The 19,403-nt window shown below is 55.0% G+C and carries 14 protein-coding genes; all 14 read right to left on the minus strand.

Going from position 1 to position 19,403, the window contains the following annotated elements; all coding sequences use genetic code 11:
- Nucleotides 1-51: 51 nt before the first annotated feature.
- The 14 genes from HZB34_16285 to HZB34_16350 all read right to left on the minus strand — a co-directional run bounded on the left by HZB34_16285 (nucleotide 52) and on the right by HZB34_16350 (nucleotide 19,373).
- Entirely contained in the window at nucleotides 52-1,428 is a 1,377-nt protein-coding gene (locus tag HZB34_16285; protein MBI5317521.1) for an O-antigen ligase family protein, read from the minus strand.
- A gap of 53 nt (nucleotides 1,429-1,481) precedes the next feature.
- The gene (locus HZB34_16290; protein ID MBI5317522.1) at nucleotides 1,482-2,738 is read right to left on the minus strand and encodes an SGNH/GDSL hydrolase family protein; all 1,257 of its coding nucleotides are present in this window, start codon (nucleotides 2,736-2,738) and stop codon (nucleotides 1,482-1,484) included.
- Entirely contained in the window at nucleotides 2,735-3,784 is a 1,050-nt protein-coding gene (locus tag HZB34_16295; protein MBI5317523.1) for a hypothetical protein, read from the minus strand. The genes HZB34_16290 and HZB34_16295 overlap by 4 nt, the downstream gene beginning before the upstream one ends.
- Before the next feature lie 246 nt (nucleotides 3,785-4,030).
- Nucleotides 4,031-5,833, minus strand: coding sequence for an ATP-grasp domain-containing protein (locus HZB34_16300; protein MBI5317524.1), 1,803 nt, complete (start codon nucleotides 5,831-5,833; stop codon nucleotides 4,031-4,033).
- A 29-nt stretch (nucleotides 5,834-5,862) separates the two neighbouring features.
- Nucleotides 5,863-6,948: a polysaccharide deacetylase family protein gene (locus HZB34_16305; protein ID MBI5317525.1), complete on the minus strand. Its 1,086-nt coding sequence runs from the start codon at nucleotides 6,946-6,948 to the stop codon at nucleotides 5,863-5,865.
- On the minus strand, nucleotides 6,927-8,066 hold the full coding sequence (locus HZB34_16310) for a glycosyltransferase family 2 protein (protein ID MBI5317526.1): 1,140 nt from the start codon (nucleotides 8,064-8,066) through the stop codon (nucleotides 6,927-6,929). The genes HZB34_16305 and HZB34_16310 overlap by 22 nt, the downstream gene beginning before the upstream one ends.
- A gap of 63 nt (nucleotides 8,067-8,129) precedes the next feature.
- The gene (locus HZB34_16315) at nucleotides 8,130-9,380 is read right to left on the minus strand and encodes a DegT/DnrJ/EryC1/StrS family aminotransferase (GenBank protein ID MBI5317527.1); all 1,251 of its coding nucleotides are present in this window, start codon (nucleotides 9,378-9,380) and stop codon (nucleotides 8,130-8,132) included.
- Complete coding sequence (locus HZB34_16320) at nucleotides 9,377-10,420, minus strand: FemAB family PEP-CTERM system-associated protein (GenBank protein ID MBI5317528.1); 1,044 nt, start codon at nucleotides 10,418-10,420, stop codon at nucleotides 9,377-9,379. The genes HZB34_16315 and HZB34_16320 overlap by 4 nt, the downstream gene beginning before the upstream one ends.
- Before the next feature lie 197 nt (nucleotides 10,421-10,617).
- On the minus strand, nucleotides 10,618-12,576 hold the full coding sequence (asnB, locus tag HZB34_16325) for an asparagine synthase (glutamine-hydrolyzing) (GenBank protein ID MBI5317529.1): 1,959 nt from the start codon (nucleotides 12,574-12,576) through the stop codon (nucleotides 10,618-10,620).
- Between the two features lie 88 nt (nucleotides 12,577-12,664).
- Nucleotides 12,665-13,786, minus strand: coding sequence for an FkbM family methyltransferase (locus tag HZB34_16330; GenBank protein ID MBI5317530.1), 1,122 nt, complete (start codon nucleotides 13,784-13,786; stop codon nucleotides 12,665-12,667).
- 26 nt (nucleotides 13,787-13,812) lie between these two features.
- Nucleotides 13,813-15,300, minus strand: coding sequence for a lipopolysaccharide biosynthesis protein (locus tag HZB34_16335; GenBank protein MBI5317531.1), 1,488 nt, complete (start codon nucleotides 15,298-15,300; stop codon nucleotides 13,813-13,815).
- Between the two features lie 198 nt (nucleotides 15,301-15,498).
- On the minus strand, nucleotides 15,499-16,743 hold the full coding sequence (locus HZB34_16340; protein ID MBI5317532.1) for a hypothetical protein: 1,245 nt from the start codon (nucleotides 16,741-16,743) through the stop codon (nucleotides 15,499-15,501).
- On the minus strand, nucleotides 16,740-18,146 hold the full coding sequence (locus tag HZB34_16345) for a phenylacetate--CoA ligase family protein (GenBank protein MBI5317533.1): 1,407 nt from the start codon (nucleotides 18,144-18,146) through the stop codon (nucleotides 16,740-16,742). The genes HZB34_16340 and HZB34_16345 overlap by 4 nt, the downstream gene beginning before the upstream one ends.
- A gap of 6 nt (nucleotides 18,147-18,152) precedes the next feature.
- Nucleotides 18,153-19,373: a hypothetical protein gene (locus HZB34_16350; protein ID MBI5317534.1), complete on the minus strand. Its 1,221-nt coding sequence runs from the start codon at nucleotides 19,371-19,373 to the stop codon at nucleotides 18,153-18,155.
- Nucleotides 19,374-19,403: the final 30 nt, after the last annotated feature.

Below are 19,403 nucleotides of genomic sequence, written 5' to 3' on the forward strand. Positions count from 1 at the left end.
CAAAATAAGGTTAGCCGACATACAACAGGCCGATTTCAACTGAGTCCAACTTTATAGCTCCGACTTCACCGGACGCTCCACGGCTGTTCCGCGCAGTCCGCGGCGGAATGTGAGCCCCGCAGTACCACCCATCCCTTCAACCATTTTTCTGGCTATAGTCGACGATACGAGGGCCAGCATCATGATCGACCACATCCAGTAATTGATGAACAATTGCGGGTAGACAGCCGAAGTCACCATGAAGCCAACCATGGCGGCTTCTAGACCTAGGGCAAGATTGCCCGGGTCAATAAACCCTCCTGCTTGATTCATCCAGGCCTTTTGTACAACGTCCGAGCGGAGGTACCTCACGCATTTGAAAAAGTAGACGAAGACGGAGACGAGCGCAAAAAGCCCCACCAGCCCCTGCTCGACCAACACCTGCACATAGTCGTTGTGCAGCGCCATCATGTACATCTTGTCAGGGGTATCGAATGTACTCCCCATGTTTGTCACACCTCGCTCCGTAAAGTACTCGGTCGCGGTAGGGCCAAAATTCCCGGGTCCTACACCGAGGATAGGATTAGTCAGAAACAATTCCCATGCAGCTTGCCACATCACCCAGCGCTGCAGACCTGTGCCTCCACTGGCCCCTTCTTCTGTGATCGTCGCCATTTCATCCCAGAACTCCCCGTTCGGGAATGCGACCATGATCACGACCAGCCCGGTTACGGCGAGCAACGCGCCGTAACCTAGAAACGCCAACTTCCGTGGCGTACGGATTGCGAGCATGGCAAGCACCACACACAGCCCGATGACGGCCCCGCGGGCGAAAGATAGGATGGTTCCCGCTATGCCTATGAGGCACATGAGGAAACCCAAGTAGCGATACTTCGTGATGGTGGTGCCCATCGCCACATAGTAGGCAAAACCGAGCCCGATCGTCATGAATGGACCAAACGAGTCGTCGTTCGAGAGATTCTGGTGCCATGGCACTCCTGCCGTGGGAAGCCCCTGAATACCGAACCAGAGGAACTGAAACAGGAAGAGTTTCAACAGCAGAATCACCTGTTGCGGTGTTTCCAGGACAGATACGGTTACTGCAGTGAGGAGAGAATATTGCAATACCTTTCCAAAACCATTCATCAAGAAACCACGATTCAAGACGAACGGCATCCAGATAAGAAAAATCCCGATCATCACCAAATAAGGCCAGAACAAGGCTTCCCGCCGAAAGCGGGTCCACAACAATGCACACACCGGAACAAACAGCGCGGCGTAGAGCTTCACGAGGATCGTGCCCCCTCCTAGGGCCTCCAAGAGCCAATCAGGCTCGTACCATACGAAGAACCACATGACATAGATGAACATGATTCGGGCAGACGTCCGCTCGACGGGCGCAATCTCGGCATGAGAGGCGAGGCTGCCCACCCCTTCAGATCGTTCCATTTGGAGTCTTGTCAATATCGGTCGCATGGCCAAGACAGTTCCCGAGCTTTTACCTAGGCTTTTGAAGCGGGCTTGATCAGAAGAGGAAGGATGCGTTCACCGATTCTCTCTGCGAGCAACTTGTTTCCCATCGGCGTAAGGTGGCAATAGTCCGTGTAGGCATCCCCGTCAAACCCCCCGAAGATATCTGTCATGTCGAGAAACACTGAACCGGTTCGGGTCGTACTCTTGTGAAGGTAATCGACTACCAACGGCCGTGCTCGATTCTTGAATTCCACAAAATTCTCCTGCCACTGCTGGTCCAACTCCGCATAGATCTGTTGCTCCAACGGCGACAACACTTTGTTTTGCTTAAACGCGAGCTCGGGCTGCAACACAAACACCGGCACGACTTCTTCATGCCGCAGAATCAGAGAATTCCGTTCGACCATTTTCACAAAATTGCCCTTTGCATTGATCTCAAGATTCTGGAGGGCATCTTCCACATCGACGCGCGCACGTTTTCCTCCGATCGACTTGATGGTCACCCAAATCGGGCGCAGCGTCTTGCTTGCCACATGGATGAAGTGGCTCTTCCTGAACAACCACCAACCCGTGTACCCGGCCCAGGCTTCAATCGTCGGAGGTCCCAGATAAAGATGCGCCCGCTCCTGATATCCATAGTCACGAAACTGGTCAAATCCCTTCACGTACTGAAAGTAGTCGTTAAATCCGTCGATAAAGACCACCATGTCAGGGTGAAATTTCAGAACGGTCTGGTTCAGGTAGATCAAATGGTGATGACTATACTGGCTGGTAATCGCAGCGTTGATCACTTCGACCTTCTTATTTCCTGCCTTGCCACGGAGATATTCTTCCAAGTATGCGTCGATCGTTTCGTTGTTCCGGATTACGGAGTACTTGTCCTGGCCGAATTTTGACATTGACTGGAGGCCGTACGCGGTCGAGCCGCCCATAATGAAGATTCGATAGGTGTTCGCATCCTTTTCGCGCGGGGTATCGGAATCTTCTCGGAACCCCTGGGCATTGTGATGGATCCCTTTTGTATTATGGTAATTCGGCGTCGGTTGAATATTTTTGTACTCGTCAAACTCGTAAGTCATGAGGTGTTCGCCGTCGTATCCCTCGACCACCCGGAGATATGAATACGACGCGACCTCGAGCGTAGAAATCCCGAGCAGAACCATGAGACCGTACGCCACGAGCCTGGTCAGCTTTCGCGTAGCAGCCATGGGACGATCCTTCATGCCCTGTTTGCCCGATGAGCCGGCCTCAGCCATCGCCCATGATTCTTTGGTAAACATATTCATGAACTCCCCTGGTGCTCCTTCAGCATCGGCACGAGAACACGAGAAAGCTCCTCCGCTACAATGCGGTGTGCCCGCGGGTTGGGATGACCATCCCACTCGATAAACAACGACCCAAATCCCTCAAACTCACGCTTGAGCACCGGCTGCAGGTCGATAAACGGAATGTCGAGCTTTTCAGCGATATGCTTGAGTCTCGCTGGGTATTGAGCCTGCGGATGTTCGTGCAATAGTTGCTCTGCCATGGGAAACCCCATGATGACGAAACGAAAGTCGTGTCTTCGCTGCAACTCCATCATTTCCTTGAGGGAGGATTCCACCTCCTGCCAGCCCTGTTCGACAAACTCATCCGGCAGACCTTCCAACAAGGCCCGTTGGTGACGATACTCTGGGGATGGTTGAATAGAATTGAGGAGCTTGCCGATCCGATCCTTCAAGAACAAGAGAAGGCGGCTTCCCTTGAGGATGTGGACGACTTCGTCGGGGAAGACCCCTCCGAATCCTTTCCGCTTGAGCGTCCCGTCACCGGATAGTGCTGTCTTGACAACCTCCGGTCTCGGAACAATGTCATTTCCGTAGAACCCCAACACTACAATGCGCGGCTCAAACTGGGCCCCTTTCGTCTTGAAAAACGTAATCTCCTGCCACGTATCGTACGAAGGTACTCCAGTATTGATTACTTCAAAACTGTGCCCTCCACTCTCCTGTAAGATTGCCTCAAGCCGCTTCGGATAGGTGTCCTCAACTCCAACGCCGTCTCCAAAGGTCAATGAATCTCCGAGGCAGAGTATCCGGACCGTCCCGGGGGAAGGGCTCAGTGGATATTCACGATCTCGAAACCCGTGCGAGTTCGTGCTGACAGGAAACGAGTGGGTAAAGGCATGCTGCCCCGGCGCAAGGACATGCCCAAGCAGCGGATCATGATTGTAGAGTTCTTGGGGATCGCGCCATGTGATTGGAGGCGGAAGGAAGAGCATAGATGCCGCTTCCGCGAAAAGGGCGACAGCAAGGAGACTGCCGACCGCCAGCGAAACGTTACCGAGAAGCATCCTGCGCTTCCGCAGCATGACTGTACCACTGGACGATAAGGATACCGTTCGGATCTGCACTGTTTTAACCTACTCTTTCCATGAACGATTGGAGTACTAGAATACACGAATGAATCATGTTTCAAAGTTTTTCCTCATTCATGTCGTCGCCAACAATTATCCATCGACACTTCAGCGCAACAGCTGTATCACCAGGCCAATTGCCTCGAATTCTGCCCGAAGGAAACTGCTACAAGCAGGGGGCCTTCAAGATTGAATCCGCAAGAACGCATTCTCGCCTGCTTCAGCTAGATGCGGTGAGGACTGCACGTACTGAAGAAGTCCGTCACAGGCCTTCACGATCAAGGCGTAGCATTCTTCAAACTCTTCAGATGACCCCCCATAGGGATCACGAATATCGGTAAGAGGGTCTGGCGCAAAGTGCCCAAGAAGAAAGGTCTTCTTTCGCGCTTCAGGGAACTGCCGGAACAACATCGTGTTATGGACAAGTTCCATGGCCAGAATGATGTCGGCCTTGTCGACGAGCTCCTTCGAGAGAACCGTCGTACGATGATGGCGTAAATCGACGCCGTGTTTGACCGACGTGGTGATGGCCAACGGATAGGCTGGTTTGCCTGCTGTGGTATCCAGGCCAGCCGACATGATTTCAAGGAGTCCACGACCTGACTTTGAACGTGCCATGAGATATCCAGCGGCAAACGGGCTTCGACAGATGTTTCCCTTGCAGAGCACAAGAACGGCGGCGCCTCCCCCCGACGGTATCCGCTTGATTCTCCTCCGATGGAGACCGAGCTTAAGTCCGACCATCCACGCCGTTCTCGCCATCGCATAACCAGCCGCAGAGAGTCGCCGGGCTAGCGCGGGCCCGATTCGATCGAACAGCGGCTGAAGATACATCCGCATTTCATGAAGTCCGGGTCTGAGATCAGTAAATCGAAACACTTCACCTTGTGTTTGCTCATCGAACACGTTGAGAAAGTTTGTGATGGTGGCCAATCGGGACGGACTCCCAGGAGGCAGACTGAGTTCTTTCTCAGATTTCCGCAGACGAAGCAGCAGATGGTCCACATCGCCGAGCCACCAGCGAGATTTGACCCCGATTCGATAGGGATGCGACTCGGGCACTGAACCGGTCGTAGCTAGCTGATAGAGTAGCCAGGGAAAATCGACGCCTGCGTCAATGGCCAATTGCAGCGATCCCCAAAATCGCCCATTCACCTCCATCAAATACGGAATTCCCGATTGACGATCGACTTTGAACTCCATCATTGCAACGCCATGCCATTCAACCGATCGGGCGATGGTCTCCGCGTACGTTGTCATTGGTTCCGGCAAGGCAATGCTCTCGCGCAGCACGCTCACCCCGCCTGACGGAGGTTTTTCGCGGATACGCCGATGAGCAAACATCGCGCGCGGATTGCCCTTTTCAAATATGCCGAAGACCCCCTCCCCCTGACCGACAATCCGCGACTGCACCAGCGAAGGCTCGCGCAATTCCTCATGCTCCGCATAAAGCCGGCGTAATTCATCGGCATCGCGAGCATATTGGACCGAGGTCTTTCTTAGCGAACCATGGACCCGGATCAGCGACCGCCCCGGCTTCACGACCACCGGCCAACGATCGAGACCGGGGATAATGGCATCTACATCACCGTCTGTCACAAAGTGCGTCTCTGGAATCGGAATGCCCTCTTTCTGTGCCCATTGCATCAGCCGATATTTATTCGAAAGACTGTGATACCGCTCTAGGGAAGGGATCGGGAGGATGAATGTGGTACAGCCTCGCAGTTGCGCTTCGCCCAGCAGTTCAACGGCCAGATCGGTCACGGGGAAGACGACGGAGGCATCGTGCATGCGGGCCTGTTCAATCAGACAGCCCACATACTCATCAGGTGCCTGCCAGGGAGAGGGATAGACAAAAGAGCCCCGACAGTAGCGCGATGTTCCTGCAAGCGACCGGGACGTCTCGGCTCCGACATACACAGGGATTCCCCGACGCCCAAGCGACCGAGTCACGGCAAGTGCCGCCCGTTCGTTACCGTCAGTCACAAGCACTCCACGCTGCGCAGGTATAAGCATCAGCGTACCCCCGGTGAGCGCACGGTTGCCTTTATGCTGTTGGGCAAATCGTTGAACCCTGCCAGATGAAACGCCAAGAGCGACTCGTTGCACGTGACGGCCTGATGCATATTGATGCGCTTCAACCCGAACCACAATGCAGGCTGCGCACTTTCATATCCAAACTCTGTCGTAGTCGCCGCCCGATACCCGGCAGCCTGCACGCTCTCCGCCACAAGAGGCGACCAGTCTCCATTGGGATAGCAGAAGACGGGAATGGGCTGAAGCTTCTGCTGCTGGAGCATCGCCAAGGACTCCTCGGCTTCCTCCGTCAAGTCAGCCTGTGACAAGGAAGTCAGGATGCGATGACTGACAGAGTGTGAACCAAACTCCACTCCGGCGGAACACATTTCACGGGTTTCGTCCCAATTCATCAGCATGCGCCGAGTCGGGAAACAGATCTGGAGATCTTCCGTCCACTGGTCGAGACAGATATCGATCTGATCCTGAGATTGCTTCTTGCAACATTCAATAACGGTATCAGTATCTCCTTGCTCCAGGGCGGCGGCGGCCGGGGCAAGCCAGGGAAACTCACGCTGGAGTCGGCGGGCGCGGACCTGCCTGACCGACACATCCTCCTGAACATGATTCCGCATCACCACCCCCAACCGGTCCGGCCAAAACCATCGGTCGGTGCCGATGTAGGACGTCGGCAGGAAGACCGTTGCCGGGGCGCGATGCCGTTTGAGGATAGGCCAGGCATGCTGATATGTATCCAACCACCCATCATCAAAGGTGATCACGCAGTAGCGGGCTCCCGCATCCCACCGGCGAGTCTCCCACAAGCTCAGCAATTCAGAAAACGTGAGAAGCTGGAACTGTGCGGTCAGGAAGCCGAGATGCCGCTCGAACACATCCGGTGATACATACATACCGGCCTGCACACAATGCTTGTCCACATCTACGAGCGGGAGAACCCGATGGTACGTGAGGATGGTGACTTTCCCCCGTAACCCGTCAAGGCAGCCGGGGGTGCGCCAATACACCTCTGCGGCGCCTCGGCGGGCCCAGGCTTTGATCCGGCTCATCGCCGTGAAGGTTCCCATGCCACCAACCGCTCCCCTGCGCAATATCGCCACCAGGCCTGAAGAATTGACGCATTGACCAAAAGGAAAAAAGTCGACAACTTCACCATCGAGAGCTTGGCGAGGGGTTTATGAACTATTCCTGCAAAGGCAATCATGTAAAAGCATAGCTGTGCCGCTAGAAACAGGCCATAGTGGATGGAGTCCGATGCCAGCCAAGTATTAGCCACAAGTGCGCTGATCATGGCAAAGGGTACCAGCCACCGACAGAGTTTATGGCTGAACAACTGCCAGGCGAAAATCGGATACTGGAAGGGATTTACCAAACTAAGGCTCTGCATAAACACGGAAATTCCCCTCAACACGGTGCGGACTTTCCGGTCGAATTCTTTTCTCTCATCTCGAATGTTCCTGTAGTAGCCGACACTGTCAGGGTCTGCGACACCCCGAAGACCCGAACGCATGCTATTCAGGACAGTATTGAAGTCACTCTGGAGATCCTCCGACCACTGGGCCTTACAGACACTGCTCCGCGCGGCAAAGAATGATCCACTCAGACCGACAAGCGAATTGACGCGTGTCTCAAGCGACCTGAGACACATCTCATATCGGACATACGCCCCTTCTCCACTGATCTTTCCATCCGTCTCGACAAAGCGATCTTCACTGCTGACACATCCCACGGTAGGATCGTAAAAGTTCCGAACAATGTTCTGAATGGCATTGCCCGGAAGGATAGTCGCGACATCAGAAAAGACGAGGATTTCTCCCTTCGCCGACTGCACTGCGAGCTTCTGTGCAGCTTCTTTGCCCCTGCGCTCGGCAGCCCGCACCAGCATTACCCCTCTCGACTCATACGATTTCACCAACTCATCAGTCCTATCTGAAGAGCAATCGGAGGCAACAATGATTTCCAGAAGAGCGTCGGGATATGACAGCTTGAGCGTGTTTTCAAGTTTTTCCGTGATCCGATTCTCTTCGTTATAGGCTGTGATCACAAACGTCACGGACGGCGTAATGTCGGCCCTCATCACTTCACGGTCCCTAAACAAGGACATCACGCCGAGCAGGAGCGGGTATCCGAAATAGGCATAGCCCATCAACCCCAGCGACAACCAAAAAATAATTTCATTGCCCATCGGTAACGCTCGCTTTTTTCGGGCGATTCCCCGCCTGCATTCGACCGCGGTAGGGTTCCCGCATCACTTGGCTGTTACACACGTCCGCTTATACCCTTGCGCGATGGCCTCTTCAGCTTCCCCAGAAAACCGGCTGATGGCCATGGCAATCCGTTCGACATCGTCTTCCGTGACATAGCGGTGCAGCGGCAACGTGACCAATCGCGCCGCCAAGGCCTCAGCCCCCGGAAAGCGCTGCGACCGATGTTTGGATGCAACCTCGGGAATCATGCAAACCGGCGCTGGGTATGAGGCACTCACACCCAGCCCGTAGTCTTTGGCAATGAGACACAGCGCGGCCTTTTGTTGAGCAGTTGGCATCAGCAGGGGAAGGCGCAGGTAGGCCGATTGATCAGATGGCCCGGGGTTAATGGTGCGAGTAAACGACGGAAGTCTTTTTCGAAACAGTTGGTGGGCCTTGATCCGACATCGATTTGATTCTTCGAGCCGGCTCCTCCACGAGGAAAGCAATCCTGCTCGCATCCCGTCCATCCGGCAGACCGGATAATCCAGGGAGTACTTGGTTTCACCGAGCCCCAGGAACGGTAACCCCGCAGGCAGCCAATACAGTAGGGGATGAAGGAGCACTTTGGTGGCAATAACTGTGAGGGCATTCGCGAGCAAGCTTGCCGCCGGTTCTTGAGGTAATCCTTGGTACAGTGCCGATACCGCCTCAGCCACGCTGTCGGAGTTGGTGACTATCACTCCCCCAGATCCGGCTGAGACATTCTTCCCCCGACCGAGGCTGAAAAACCCGACATCTCCCTGTGTGCCAAGCCATTGGCCGTCAGCTCGACCTCCCATCGCCTGCGCTGCATCTTCGATGACGAACACGCCAGACGACTTGGCGATCGCTTTGATACTCTTGAGATCCGCTGGTTGACCGAACAAATGAGGCGTAACAATGGCTAGAGTGTTCTCCCCCACAACAGCCTCCAGCTCGCCAAGGTCGAAATCGAGGCTGTGCGGGTCCACATCGCAAAGGGCAACCTCGAGCCCGGCTTTATGAACAGCGGAGGGAATTGAGTAGCAAGAGTAGGCCGGTATGATGACCTGCCGACGGGAGGAGTGGGCTTTCATACTATTCAGAACCGTTACTAATGCTGCCTTACCAGAGGTCAGGAGAAAGACATGCCGAACCCCGAAGTAACTCTTCAGTTCCGACTCCAACTTTGCACATGAGGGAGCAGGACGCAGCAGTCCCGCGATCCCCTTCAGCAGATCAGGAAGACATAACGGTGCTGCAGTTGGAGGCAGGTGCCGTTGGACTTTCATGGCAGATACTTTGAAATCCGAGGTCCTATCAAAGTGGTCAGTGGAAGTGGAAGCCGCTTCCATGTCTCGATAGCGAAGCTGAATTTTGGGTTCTGAGGATTCAGTTCCGGAAGAGGCTGACCATCTCGAAGCCAGTAGTGCCATTCAAGCTGAACAGGCTTGGCCCCCCACTGTTGTTTGAATCGGTACGTTCCGCTATCCCTTGTGGAGCGCCCAAAGTCGAAAATCCGATACCCCTGTTCACAGGCATATCTAAGCACAGAGCCATACAACAGCATGTTCGGAGCAATCCGAGCGTAGCGCCTGTCCGAGGATGCCCATGGAATTTCCAGGGTATTGCGAAACCCCACGAGAAAGCCAGCTGCCACAGGCTGTTCCTCCAGAGACACGACAGCGATCTTGGTCTCTTTGGGGAAAGATCGAAGAATCTCGGCAAAGAAATGTTTTCTATACACCGGCGTCCCTAAATCGCGCATGTTCCTCGAGAATACTGTGTAGAACTCATCGAGCAGGTTTCCCTCCCCGACTTTGACTTCCATGCCCTCCTTTTCACCACGCCGGATTTGACTCCGCAACTTTGGAGGAAATCCTTTGAGCAGATCCTCGTACCGAGGTGGAAGCTCTAAACGCATCGATACTTTATGATCTTTCTTAGGCCACGCCAGCTCCATCCCGGCCACGTGGCGGAGTTCGATGTGGGAAGCCCCCAGTGCCCCTGCATCACGCACGGCTTCTGCTAAGAGCGCATCTCTCACCTCCCCACTTTCGGCAATCACGCCGCCATAGTTGAAGTAGGGAAGGGAAACCAGAAACGTCCCGAATACTCGGCTCTTGAGATACACCAGCGGAAGAATGCCTCTCACATCTCCCTGCTCGTCTGTCGCCATGTAATAGAGGGTAGGATGCCCGAAGACGTTGGCAATCACATGACGCCAGGCCGTGAGGTGGTACGTCGTAGCCCCTTGATGTTCTCCAACGTAACGATCCCAGACCGCTTCTTCGTTGGATTGCTCTATTCTGATGACATTGACTCTGGCCATGTCTTTCTACTGTCTCCTGCGATTCCCGCTCTGCCCCTGAATGCCCTATCGACTTCCGTTCAGCTTGTCTCCGTCGCTCCCCTTCAATCACGAAGGGAGGCTGTCCCGTAACATTGTTTTCGTAGAGTTCTCAGGAATCTGAGGGGGAATGACTGAAGTCACCCACATGAACCGGCAATCGATTGATTCCGCCGGATTCACTTCACCACCCTAAGTCGTCGACTGTGAACCTCCCGCTCCAGCCTGACAGGCGGCGGAGAGACAATCCGGTCGGTCCAGTTGGGATTCTGGTCAACGAAAATCTTAAACCACAGCTCGACGTTCACGAGCGCCCACGTCAGGTCACCGTACTGGCAAGCTCCTTTCAGAACATCAGGCGTAAAGATTCCCCGGCTGATGCTGTCCGGGGCAATCAAGATCTCCTCTGTGAGATCTTTCATGACTTTCGATCGCCAGAAATTGTCCGGAACAGGGAAGTTGCATTTATCCCTCCTCGCCCACACCTCATTGGGAAGCAGCTTGGCTGCCACTTGCCGCAACAGGTACTTCGGTTCGAGCCCTCTCACTTTCTGCTCTGGCGGAACCGTAGCAAGGAACTCAACGATCCGGTTATCGAGGAACGGCACCCGAGACTCAATCGACAGCGCCATACTGACGCGGTCCTCTAAGAGAAGCAGACTGGGGAGATAAACCCGCTGATCATGATAGAGGCACTGGTCCAGAACCTCATCGGTGTCGACCTCCAGGAACGGTTTGAGATAATCATCAACGGGGCTGTAGCCTCCCAAGCTCGTCGTAAAATCGGCGGTGAAAGCTCCTAGCCATTGACCACAGTGAAGCTCGATCCAGAGATCTTTGAGAGTCTTCTCTGGCTTGAATATCCGCTGCCGGAGGGACCGAGCCAGGCCTGTCAAACCACGACTCAACAGCTTCTTGATCAGGGGCTGATCCAGCGGTGAGCCAGACATGCGCTGAGCATATTTGAACTGGCCGAACATGTCCGTACGGCCAAAGCTGGCCTGAAATTGTGCCGGATAGCCTGCGAAGAGTTCGTCACCGCCGTGCCCCGTCAAAGTAACTTTCACATGATGACGGGCCAGTTGGGAGGCCGTGAAATATGCGAACCCGCCTTGCGTCGCCATTGGAACATCCATGTGCCAGAGTAAATAGGGAAGGCGACTGGCGAAATCCATGGAGTCCGGCTTGCCCTCACAGTATTCGGATCCCACATGGCGAGCCACAATCCGGGCGAGCAGGGTCTCATCCACAAATCCATCTTCTGCAAACCCGATGGAGAAGGTCTTCAGGCCTGGGCGATGCCGCGCGGCCAGAGCCGTCACCGTGCTGGAATCTAAACCACCACTCAGGTGACACCCTAAGGACGCGTCACTTCGGCAGTGCATCTTCACTGACTCGTCCAAGAGATAAAATAACTCATCCCTGACCGCCTCGTCGGACCGAGAGCGATTGTAATTGTATCGCAGTCCCCAGTATTTTTTGATCAGAGGGCGGCCCGATTCGAGATCCACACGGAGCATATGCCCCGGTTCAAGTTCCCGGATATTCCGAAACATCGTTTTGCCTCCGAGCGCCCGGCCACAGAAAGCGTAATCAGCCAACGCCTGGGGATCGATGGCCCTCTCGACATCCGGATCTTCCAGGATCGCCTTGATCTCGGAGGCCAAGATGAGCTTCTTGGGAGTAACATAGTAATAGAGGTTCTTGATCCCCATCCGATCTCTGGCTGCAACCAAACGGCGCCGGCGCCGGTCCCACAGGACAAACGAAAACATTCCATTAAACCGGGTGACGCACTCCTCTCCGTCTTCCTCATACAGGTGGGGAATGACTTCAGTATCCGAGGAGGATGAAAACCGATGCCCCTTGGCTTTCAGGTCTTGCGTTAATTCAAGGTAGTTGTAAATCTCCCCGTTGAACACGACTTGGATCGAGCCATCCTCATTGGACATGGGCTGCCGGCCGGTTTCCGATAGATCGATAATGGACAAGCGGCGGTGACCCAGGCCGACGGGGCCCTCTACGAACAACCCCTCGTCGTCAGGCCCTCGATGGTGCAACACGTCCCGCATAGCCCTCAGCCGTTGAGAGTCTATGGCTGCGCGGTCAAAATTGAGGACGGCTACAATTCCACACATGGCTGCAAGATCCTTCCCGTCGGGGCATTATCCGTACAGAAGAGATTGGAGACAGACGCTGAGACCTGGAAACACCACTAAGAGCTATTTAGCCCGCTTGCGCGCCCGACAAGGAGGCAATCCTCTTGAACATCGCGGACCGTTCCGAGACACAGAGCACGTTGTGATGCCCGATAACCCCATTGGAGGATTCAAGGTTTATAAGTTCTTCATAGTCGCCCCTGTCGACGGAAAAGAACCGGTAGGGCCCACACTCCCGAATCTTCCTCAACAAATCGCTCGATGAATACCCCGCCATAGCAAAGATATGAGGGTTTAACTCAATTAATATGCTGGGCTCGAACTCGCTCAATGTCCGGCACGCGCCCTTTACAAAATCCATCTCTGCGCCTTCCGCGTCGCATTTGATGAAGTCGCATCGGCTCACGTGGTACTTCAGCACAAAGGCGTCAAGCGTCGTGAGGCTGCAGGTTGACTGAATGGATGATGCGGTGGACATCCGGACCATCGAGGCATTGCCACATGCTTCATCGGGGTAGTAATGCATCGTCACCCTGCCGTCTCTGTCGCCCAGCGCAATATTATTGAGTACCACGTTGAGGCATTTGTTTAAGTTGCAGTTGCCCGTGAGGACTTGATAGGTGCTAGCCAGCGGTTCAAAGGCGTGAACGGTTCCTCGAGGCCCTACGAGCCGGCTCAGAAGGGTGGTATACCACCCGATATTGGCCCCGACGTCGAACGCCATATCGCCTTCAGAGACACAAGCCATCACGACACGGGTCTCTACCGGCTCATAGACTCCCGTGCCGAGCAGGCCCATGTGATATTGTTTTTCCCTTGGGTCCACACAAAATCGCCTTCCATCGCGCGAGCGCACAACGATCTGATGCCCCTTCGAGAGCCTGCCTGCCAGTTTGCTTGCCAGATCGTTTACCCGCCACAGATCGCTCCCGGACGGCGCCAACCGGGAACCTTCTCTCAGCAGTCGAATCACGAGCAACGAGAGGGCGTCGCAAATCATTGGCTGTCCTTGTTGCACGAATTCCTTTTGCGCCTCTACTCCGGTGCCGGCAACACTGCGCTCGCCCAGTCCGTCACGCTCATTTCCCTCGCCCACAGAGAGACATTGCGCCCCACCATTCGCAACTGGTCCCGTCGTGGTTGAGGAAACATCCACGCCCGCTGCCTGTGTCTTGTGTTGCTGGATCATCGCGGAATCCTCCTTAGCCTGATGCCTCACGCGCCTTTTGTTGTGCTCCTCGGATTGAATGTCATGTCTTTCCCAATCACCCATCGCACAAGTTGGACGATCTCACTGACCAGTCGGCCCCCTTGCCAAAAGATACAGCCACCGTAGACAACCGCGCCAAGGCCGACACTCAGGATCAATCGAAGCAAATGGGTCGCGGCATCCTCGGCATGCATCGCTGAGAGCAACAGGCTGACGGATATTGCCATCACTATGGTTCCCTTCACTATCGGCGCCACTTCGCCCCAAACCACCTTCCAATTGAGGTTAATTTCTCTGAGAGCCCGCTGCATCATCCCTGCAACCATGGCGGGATAGACCAACGCCCAGACCAGCGCAACACCGAATCCTCCTGACAATGACGCCCCTGCCCAGAATGCGATCGGCATGACGAACAGTAGACTGATCGTCCACCAGAACAAGACCGAAGCCCGATACCGGGACAGTAATACCGGAGGAAACAGCACCTCACAGGACCGGACAACAGAACTGACGCACAAGACTTGCAGCAACGGGACAAGCGGCAACCACTTCTCTGTAAGGGCCACCCAGACAAGATCCTCCGTTACTAGTGCAAGCCCGATGCATAGAGGGAAAGTCAGGCACGCGACCATTCGTATCTGGCGCAGGAACACCAACCGCATCTGCTCCACGTTGTCTTGCAATCCTGCCATGAGCGGAAAGGCAATCTGATTCACCACAACGGAGATCTTATGGACGGGCAACAACGCGATCTGTTTGGCCATCGAATATAAACCGACCCCCATCTCGCCTGACATCTTTCCCAGGACGAGACTGTCCGTTTGCTCATAGACAGCCCAGCTAATACTGCCGCCGAGCTTGGCTGAACCGAAGTTCAGAATGGCTCTGGTGCGAGGGCTCCCCATCTTTAGGCCCGGTCGCCACGCAGAAAGCTTGAAGGTAATGACGCTTTGCACCAATGGCATGAGCAGAGTGCCCGTCACCAGCGCCCACACGCCGAACCCTGCAGAAGCCATTGCAACCTGCACCGGTACCGCTACGGCGACTGAGAGGATTTCAGCTCGCGAGGTCTTGTCGAGTGCGAGCGCTTTTCGTAACAGGCCATCCGGTATGATCTTGACAGCGGTCAACGGCAGAGTAAGACTGACGACACGCAGAATCTCACAAATCATCGGGACACCAAACCAGTCTGCAATCGTGGGTGCAGCCACGTACAGGACTCCGTACCCAACAGCCGCCATCCCCACAGCACTCCAAAAACAGAGGTTCAGCTCCCGCTCATCAAGATCCTTGAATTGAATGACTATCGCGCTTAACCCCATTTCCGTCACAATCGCCAACGCGCCTACCCAGATAGCGGTCATGGCCATAAGGCCGTAATCGTTCGGGCTTAGCAGCCTGGCGATATACAGCGTGCTGAGGAAGGAAATGAATTGGACAAAACCCTTCGACCATCCCACCCAGAACACGGCTTTTCCGATACGATCTTTCATAAATACGAGATCAACTTTCTGGAGAAAACGATGGCGCTCCCTTTTGTTGGAGAGGCCCTCGCAAATTCGACGGCCGCGAGCCGGCAACAACCGCAGTCGACACTGTTAGGAATTCAATGGCAGAGCAGGAGCAGGGTGTAACAGTCAGTGCGAATGCAACTACTGAAAACAGCACAATCTGCGATGGGCGGACAGTGTTTAGTTGGAAGAGGCACCGTCACCGATGCCATGAGATCGCAGCCTGCTATCGCCCATCTTTCTCAGCGATAGCTCTAACATCTGGGCGTCCAGGAAAAACTTGACGGCCCAATTGAGGATCTCAAATCGGCCATACATGCCATGAATCGGCTCAGATCCGCTGATGCCCCCATACAGCCCCGGCTGATCGGTGCGCATGAATTGAACTTTTCTGAGCCCGGCATTGGCTTTTCTCATCCCTTCCAGATAGTCCGGCATGCCGGTGAGCTGATACAACCGTCCCCAAATCCCCGCCATCTGAGCTTCCCCGGTCAGGCACCGCCAGGACACAGCAGGCTCCCAATGCCCATTGTATCGGCCGGGAAGGCTGCCGTCGGGTCGCTGTCTGGCCAAAAGGGCATCTGCCGCCTTTCGAGCCGAAGCGAGATAGGTCTCATTCTTAAGCAGCGATCCGACTTCCATGATCCCCCTGATACAGTAGGCAATCGTGTGAGTCAGCGGGCGGTCCGGCTGCGTCAGGCAATTGGATCGAAACCACCCGTTCTCTGTCTGCTCCCCCAATGCATATTCGACGTTCCGAATGGCCCCTTCCTTAAATTCTTCGTTTCCGGTCACCAGCGCAAGCTCTAACAACGCCCATGCCGTCCTCGTATTATAGGTATAGGAAGTCATCCGTGACCCATTCGTGAAATCGGAAAGAGATTTTCTCCATGCGCCGTCTTTATCCTGCTGCGAAACCAGGAATCCTCCAGCCCTGACTGCGCTATCCAAGTATTTCGATGCACCGGTCTCTTTGAACGCTCGAATCCATCCAAAAATCACCTGGCCCGTGTTGAAGATTGCAGGAGAAGACGGCTGATCGATCATCCCCCCTTGCACTGCTCCGCTCGGCATCTGGACCCGGCACTCCCAGTCCGCCATCCGAACTGCTCGATCAACGAATTCCTGGCTATTGACCAATCGCGCATAATCGATGAGAGTCGGAATGATATATCCGGTGGTCTCCGGATAGGGAGCAAACCAGCCTCTTTTCTTAAAATATGGCTGGTAGACCATGGAGTAGCTCCGGGCCACTCCTCCGCCCTCGAACGCGTCCTGGGCCTGGCAGATCCACTGGACCGCGGCCTCGATGTGTTCCATCGTACCCCGCTCCTCGGATCGTGATCCGGCCAGATAGACTTTGAGCAGTTCGGCGTCGGCGAACGAAGAATAGTACTTGAACAAATCTGAAACGGCCGTGATCATCGCAACACCTCCTGCGTTGTGACTTCAGACACAACGAGTTTGTATTTCCCCCCTCTGGTGAAGGGGATGTTTTCGAGATAATCCACCCCGATCGAAGTATCCCCTCCGAACCGTTCGCGGATGGTCTGGAGCATCGGGGCAAGGTTGTTCTCAGCGAAGGAAGAAGTCCGGACGATCCGAATTTTAAAGGCGTCGATCTTCTCCTGCACCACCTGATACTGCTTGACGCCTTCGATCCAATGGAATGTCGCAAACAGCTGGCCATTCACATGCCCACCCAGCCTGGTCGGAAGCTGATCGATGATGCGGCCAGCGAGGTCTCCGATGCGACATAATCCGCGGCCGCATCGACAGGGCTCCTCGATCAACCGGCCTGTATCCCCGGTCTCATACCGAAGTAACGGCATACCCTTGTTGATCAGGTCTGTCACAACCAACTGCGTATAGCCGAATGCGTCCGGGACATGCTCCATGTGGAGGATTTCCTGATTGAGATGGAGCCCCTCGCGGACAGGGCACTCGATTGCGACGATGCCCGTCTCGCTGAGGCCATATCGATTGTAAACCCGGCATCCGAAGACTCTCTCCATCAACTCACGTTGATGAGGATAAAGCGTCTCTGAAGACACGATGACGGAACCGGGCGCAATCCCTCCAAGACGATTGGCCTCCAGATACTGGGCGAACATATAGAGCGTACTCACATACGAGATGACGACGTGAGGCTTGAATGATCGCAGCCGCTCGTAAACTCTGGCCATCTCCACCTCAGTCATCAACGTGGGATCGACCCTCAAAGTTTGATTCTCCACGCCAAAGCGATCGTGCAGCGCCCCCTTCAATTTTGCCAGGGCAGAAGATTTCGGCTCCTGCACATCTGAGGACGGCCTGACTCGATCCCCATCGATGACGAAGGGACTGTCACGCCACAAATAGAATAGTCTCTGCCCAAGATCGTATCCTGCGATCCTGGTGAGCCGCTTTCCGGCTGCCGCCCGGATCCGGTTGCTGGCCTTCTCTTGAATATAAGAAGTCGGCTGCCCTGAAGAGCCGCTGGTGATCCCCTTCACCATTTCGCCGCGCGGGATATTTGAAGCGATCAGGTCTGCGAGCCTCTCTTGAAGGATCCGCTTCGTCAGAGTAGGAAACTTGCCAAAGTCTTCAAACGAACGGATATCCCTTGGCTCTGCCCCTATCTCCTTGAACTTTTCTTGGTAGTACGGGACATTTTCATAGGCATGTTCGAGCAGCCGGCTCAGCCGCTCCCATTGCATCGCCCGGAGGCGCTCCTGGGAAAGCCATTGCGATGCCTCGAATGTCCGGATGTTCTTCAACAGGTCGGACCCATGCCACCAGTGGTACAGCGGCAAGCTGACATGTTTGACAAACGGTGCGTATATCATCCGAATTTATCCTTCTACCTTTGGCCCAAGCGTCCTTTGATTTGCACGATTCCAGAAATACATGATGATCTTCCAGGCTTCCTGAAGGCCGGGAGACCAATCGTCCCACGACCAAATGTCTCCTTTCACCCGCCAGCGAAAGCCATCAAGAACGAAATCCATACACTCTCTCCACTTTGACGGCAGCGGCACGCTGCTGATGGGAAAATCGTGTCGGAGCACCAGTTCCAGGCGCTTGAGATCGGCCTGCAAATATCGGCTAGCGACCTTCTGGCGATAAGGCCTGTCGTAGTGGACTGGCTCCCCCAGCTGGCTCTGGTAGAGCCAGAACGGAAATTCCATCCCTGCGTGCAACGACCCGGGGAGTGACGCCCAAAAACGGCCGTTCACCTCCATTAAGACAACGTCCCTGGTGCCTGGCATGGCCTTCCACTCGACCTGCGCAACACCTTCCCATCCCATGGCTCGAAGGAAACGGACGGAGTAGTCCTGCACGTTCGGCCAGATCGGCATGCTTTCATACCGCACCGGCACACCCCCGGTCGGCATGAACTCCCGGCCGCGGTGATACTGGTAGCAGGCCAGCGGCTGGCCACGATGCATGAGCACGCCGAACCCGATCCCGTGCCCCACATAGAACTCCTGCACAATCGGCACAACCAAATGCCGAAAGTAGATGGCCAGGAGTTTTCGGAGCGCATCTTCGTCGGCCACGAACGTGACCTTGAAGTCGCCGGATGACGCTGATGTGCCATGAGGTTTTTGATTGGGTTTCACGACGACTGGAAAGTGAAGCCCCGCTATGCGCGCATCTACCTCCTGCATTGAGATTGGAACCATCGTTTTGGGAATCGGAATCTCATGCTGCTGGGCCAGCAAATACTGACTACGTTTATCAAGGGCCAGCGACACCGCCTCGCGGGAGGCCATGGCCAGCGGCGCAACGGACTCGATCATTTCCCTGTGCTCGTTCAGTACAGCCACCGTAGACTCGACAACCGGCATCACTAAACGGACCTGAAATCGCCTGGCCGCCTCACAGATCGACTCCACGAATGCACCCGCTTGCTCAAAAGGCGAAGGATAGACCCATTGGGCTGCCGCATAACGGGAAGAGAACCCCAGACTGTTGGGGTCCGGCCCCGCTGCCACGACTGAGACACCACGCCGGCCGAGTGAACGGATTACTGCCAGCCCTTGTCGCTGATCCGCTCCTGTGACTAACACGTCCATCTTCTTGTTTAACCCCGCTCACTA

This window comes from Nitrospirota bacterium (genome assembly GCA_016219645.1).
Classification (GTDB): domain Bacteria; phylum Nitrospirota; class Nitrospiria; order Nitrospirales; family Nitrospiraceae; genus Palsa-1315.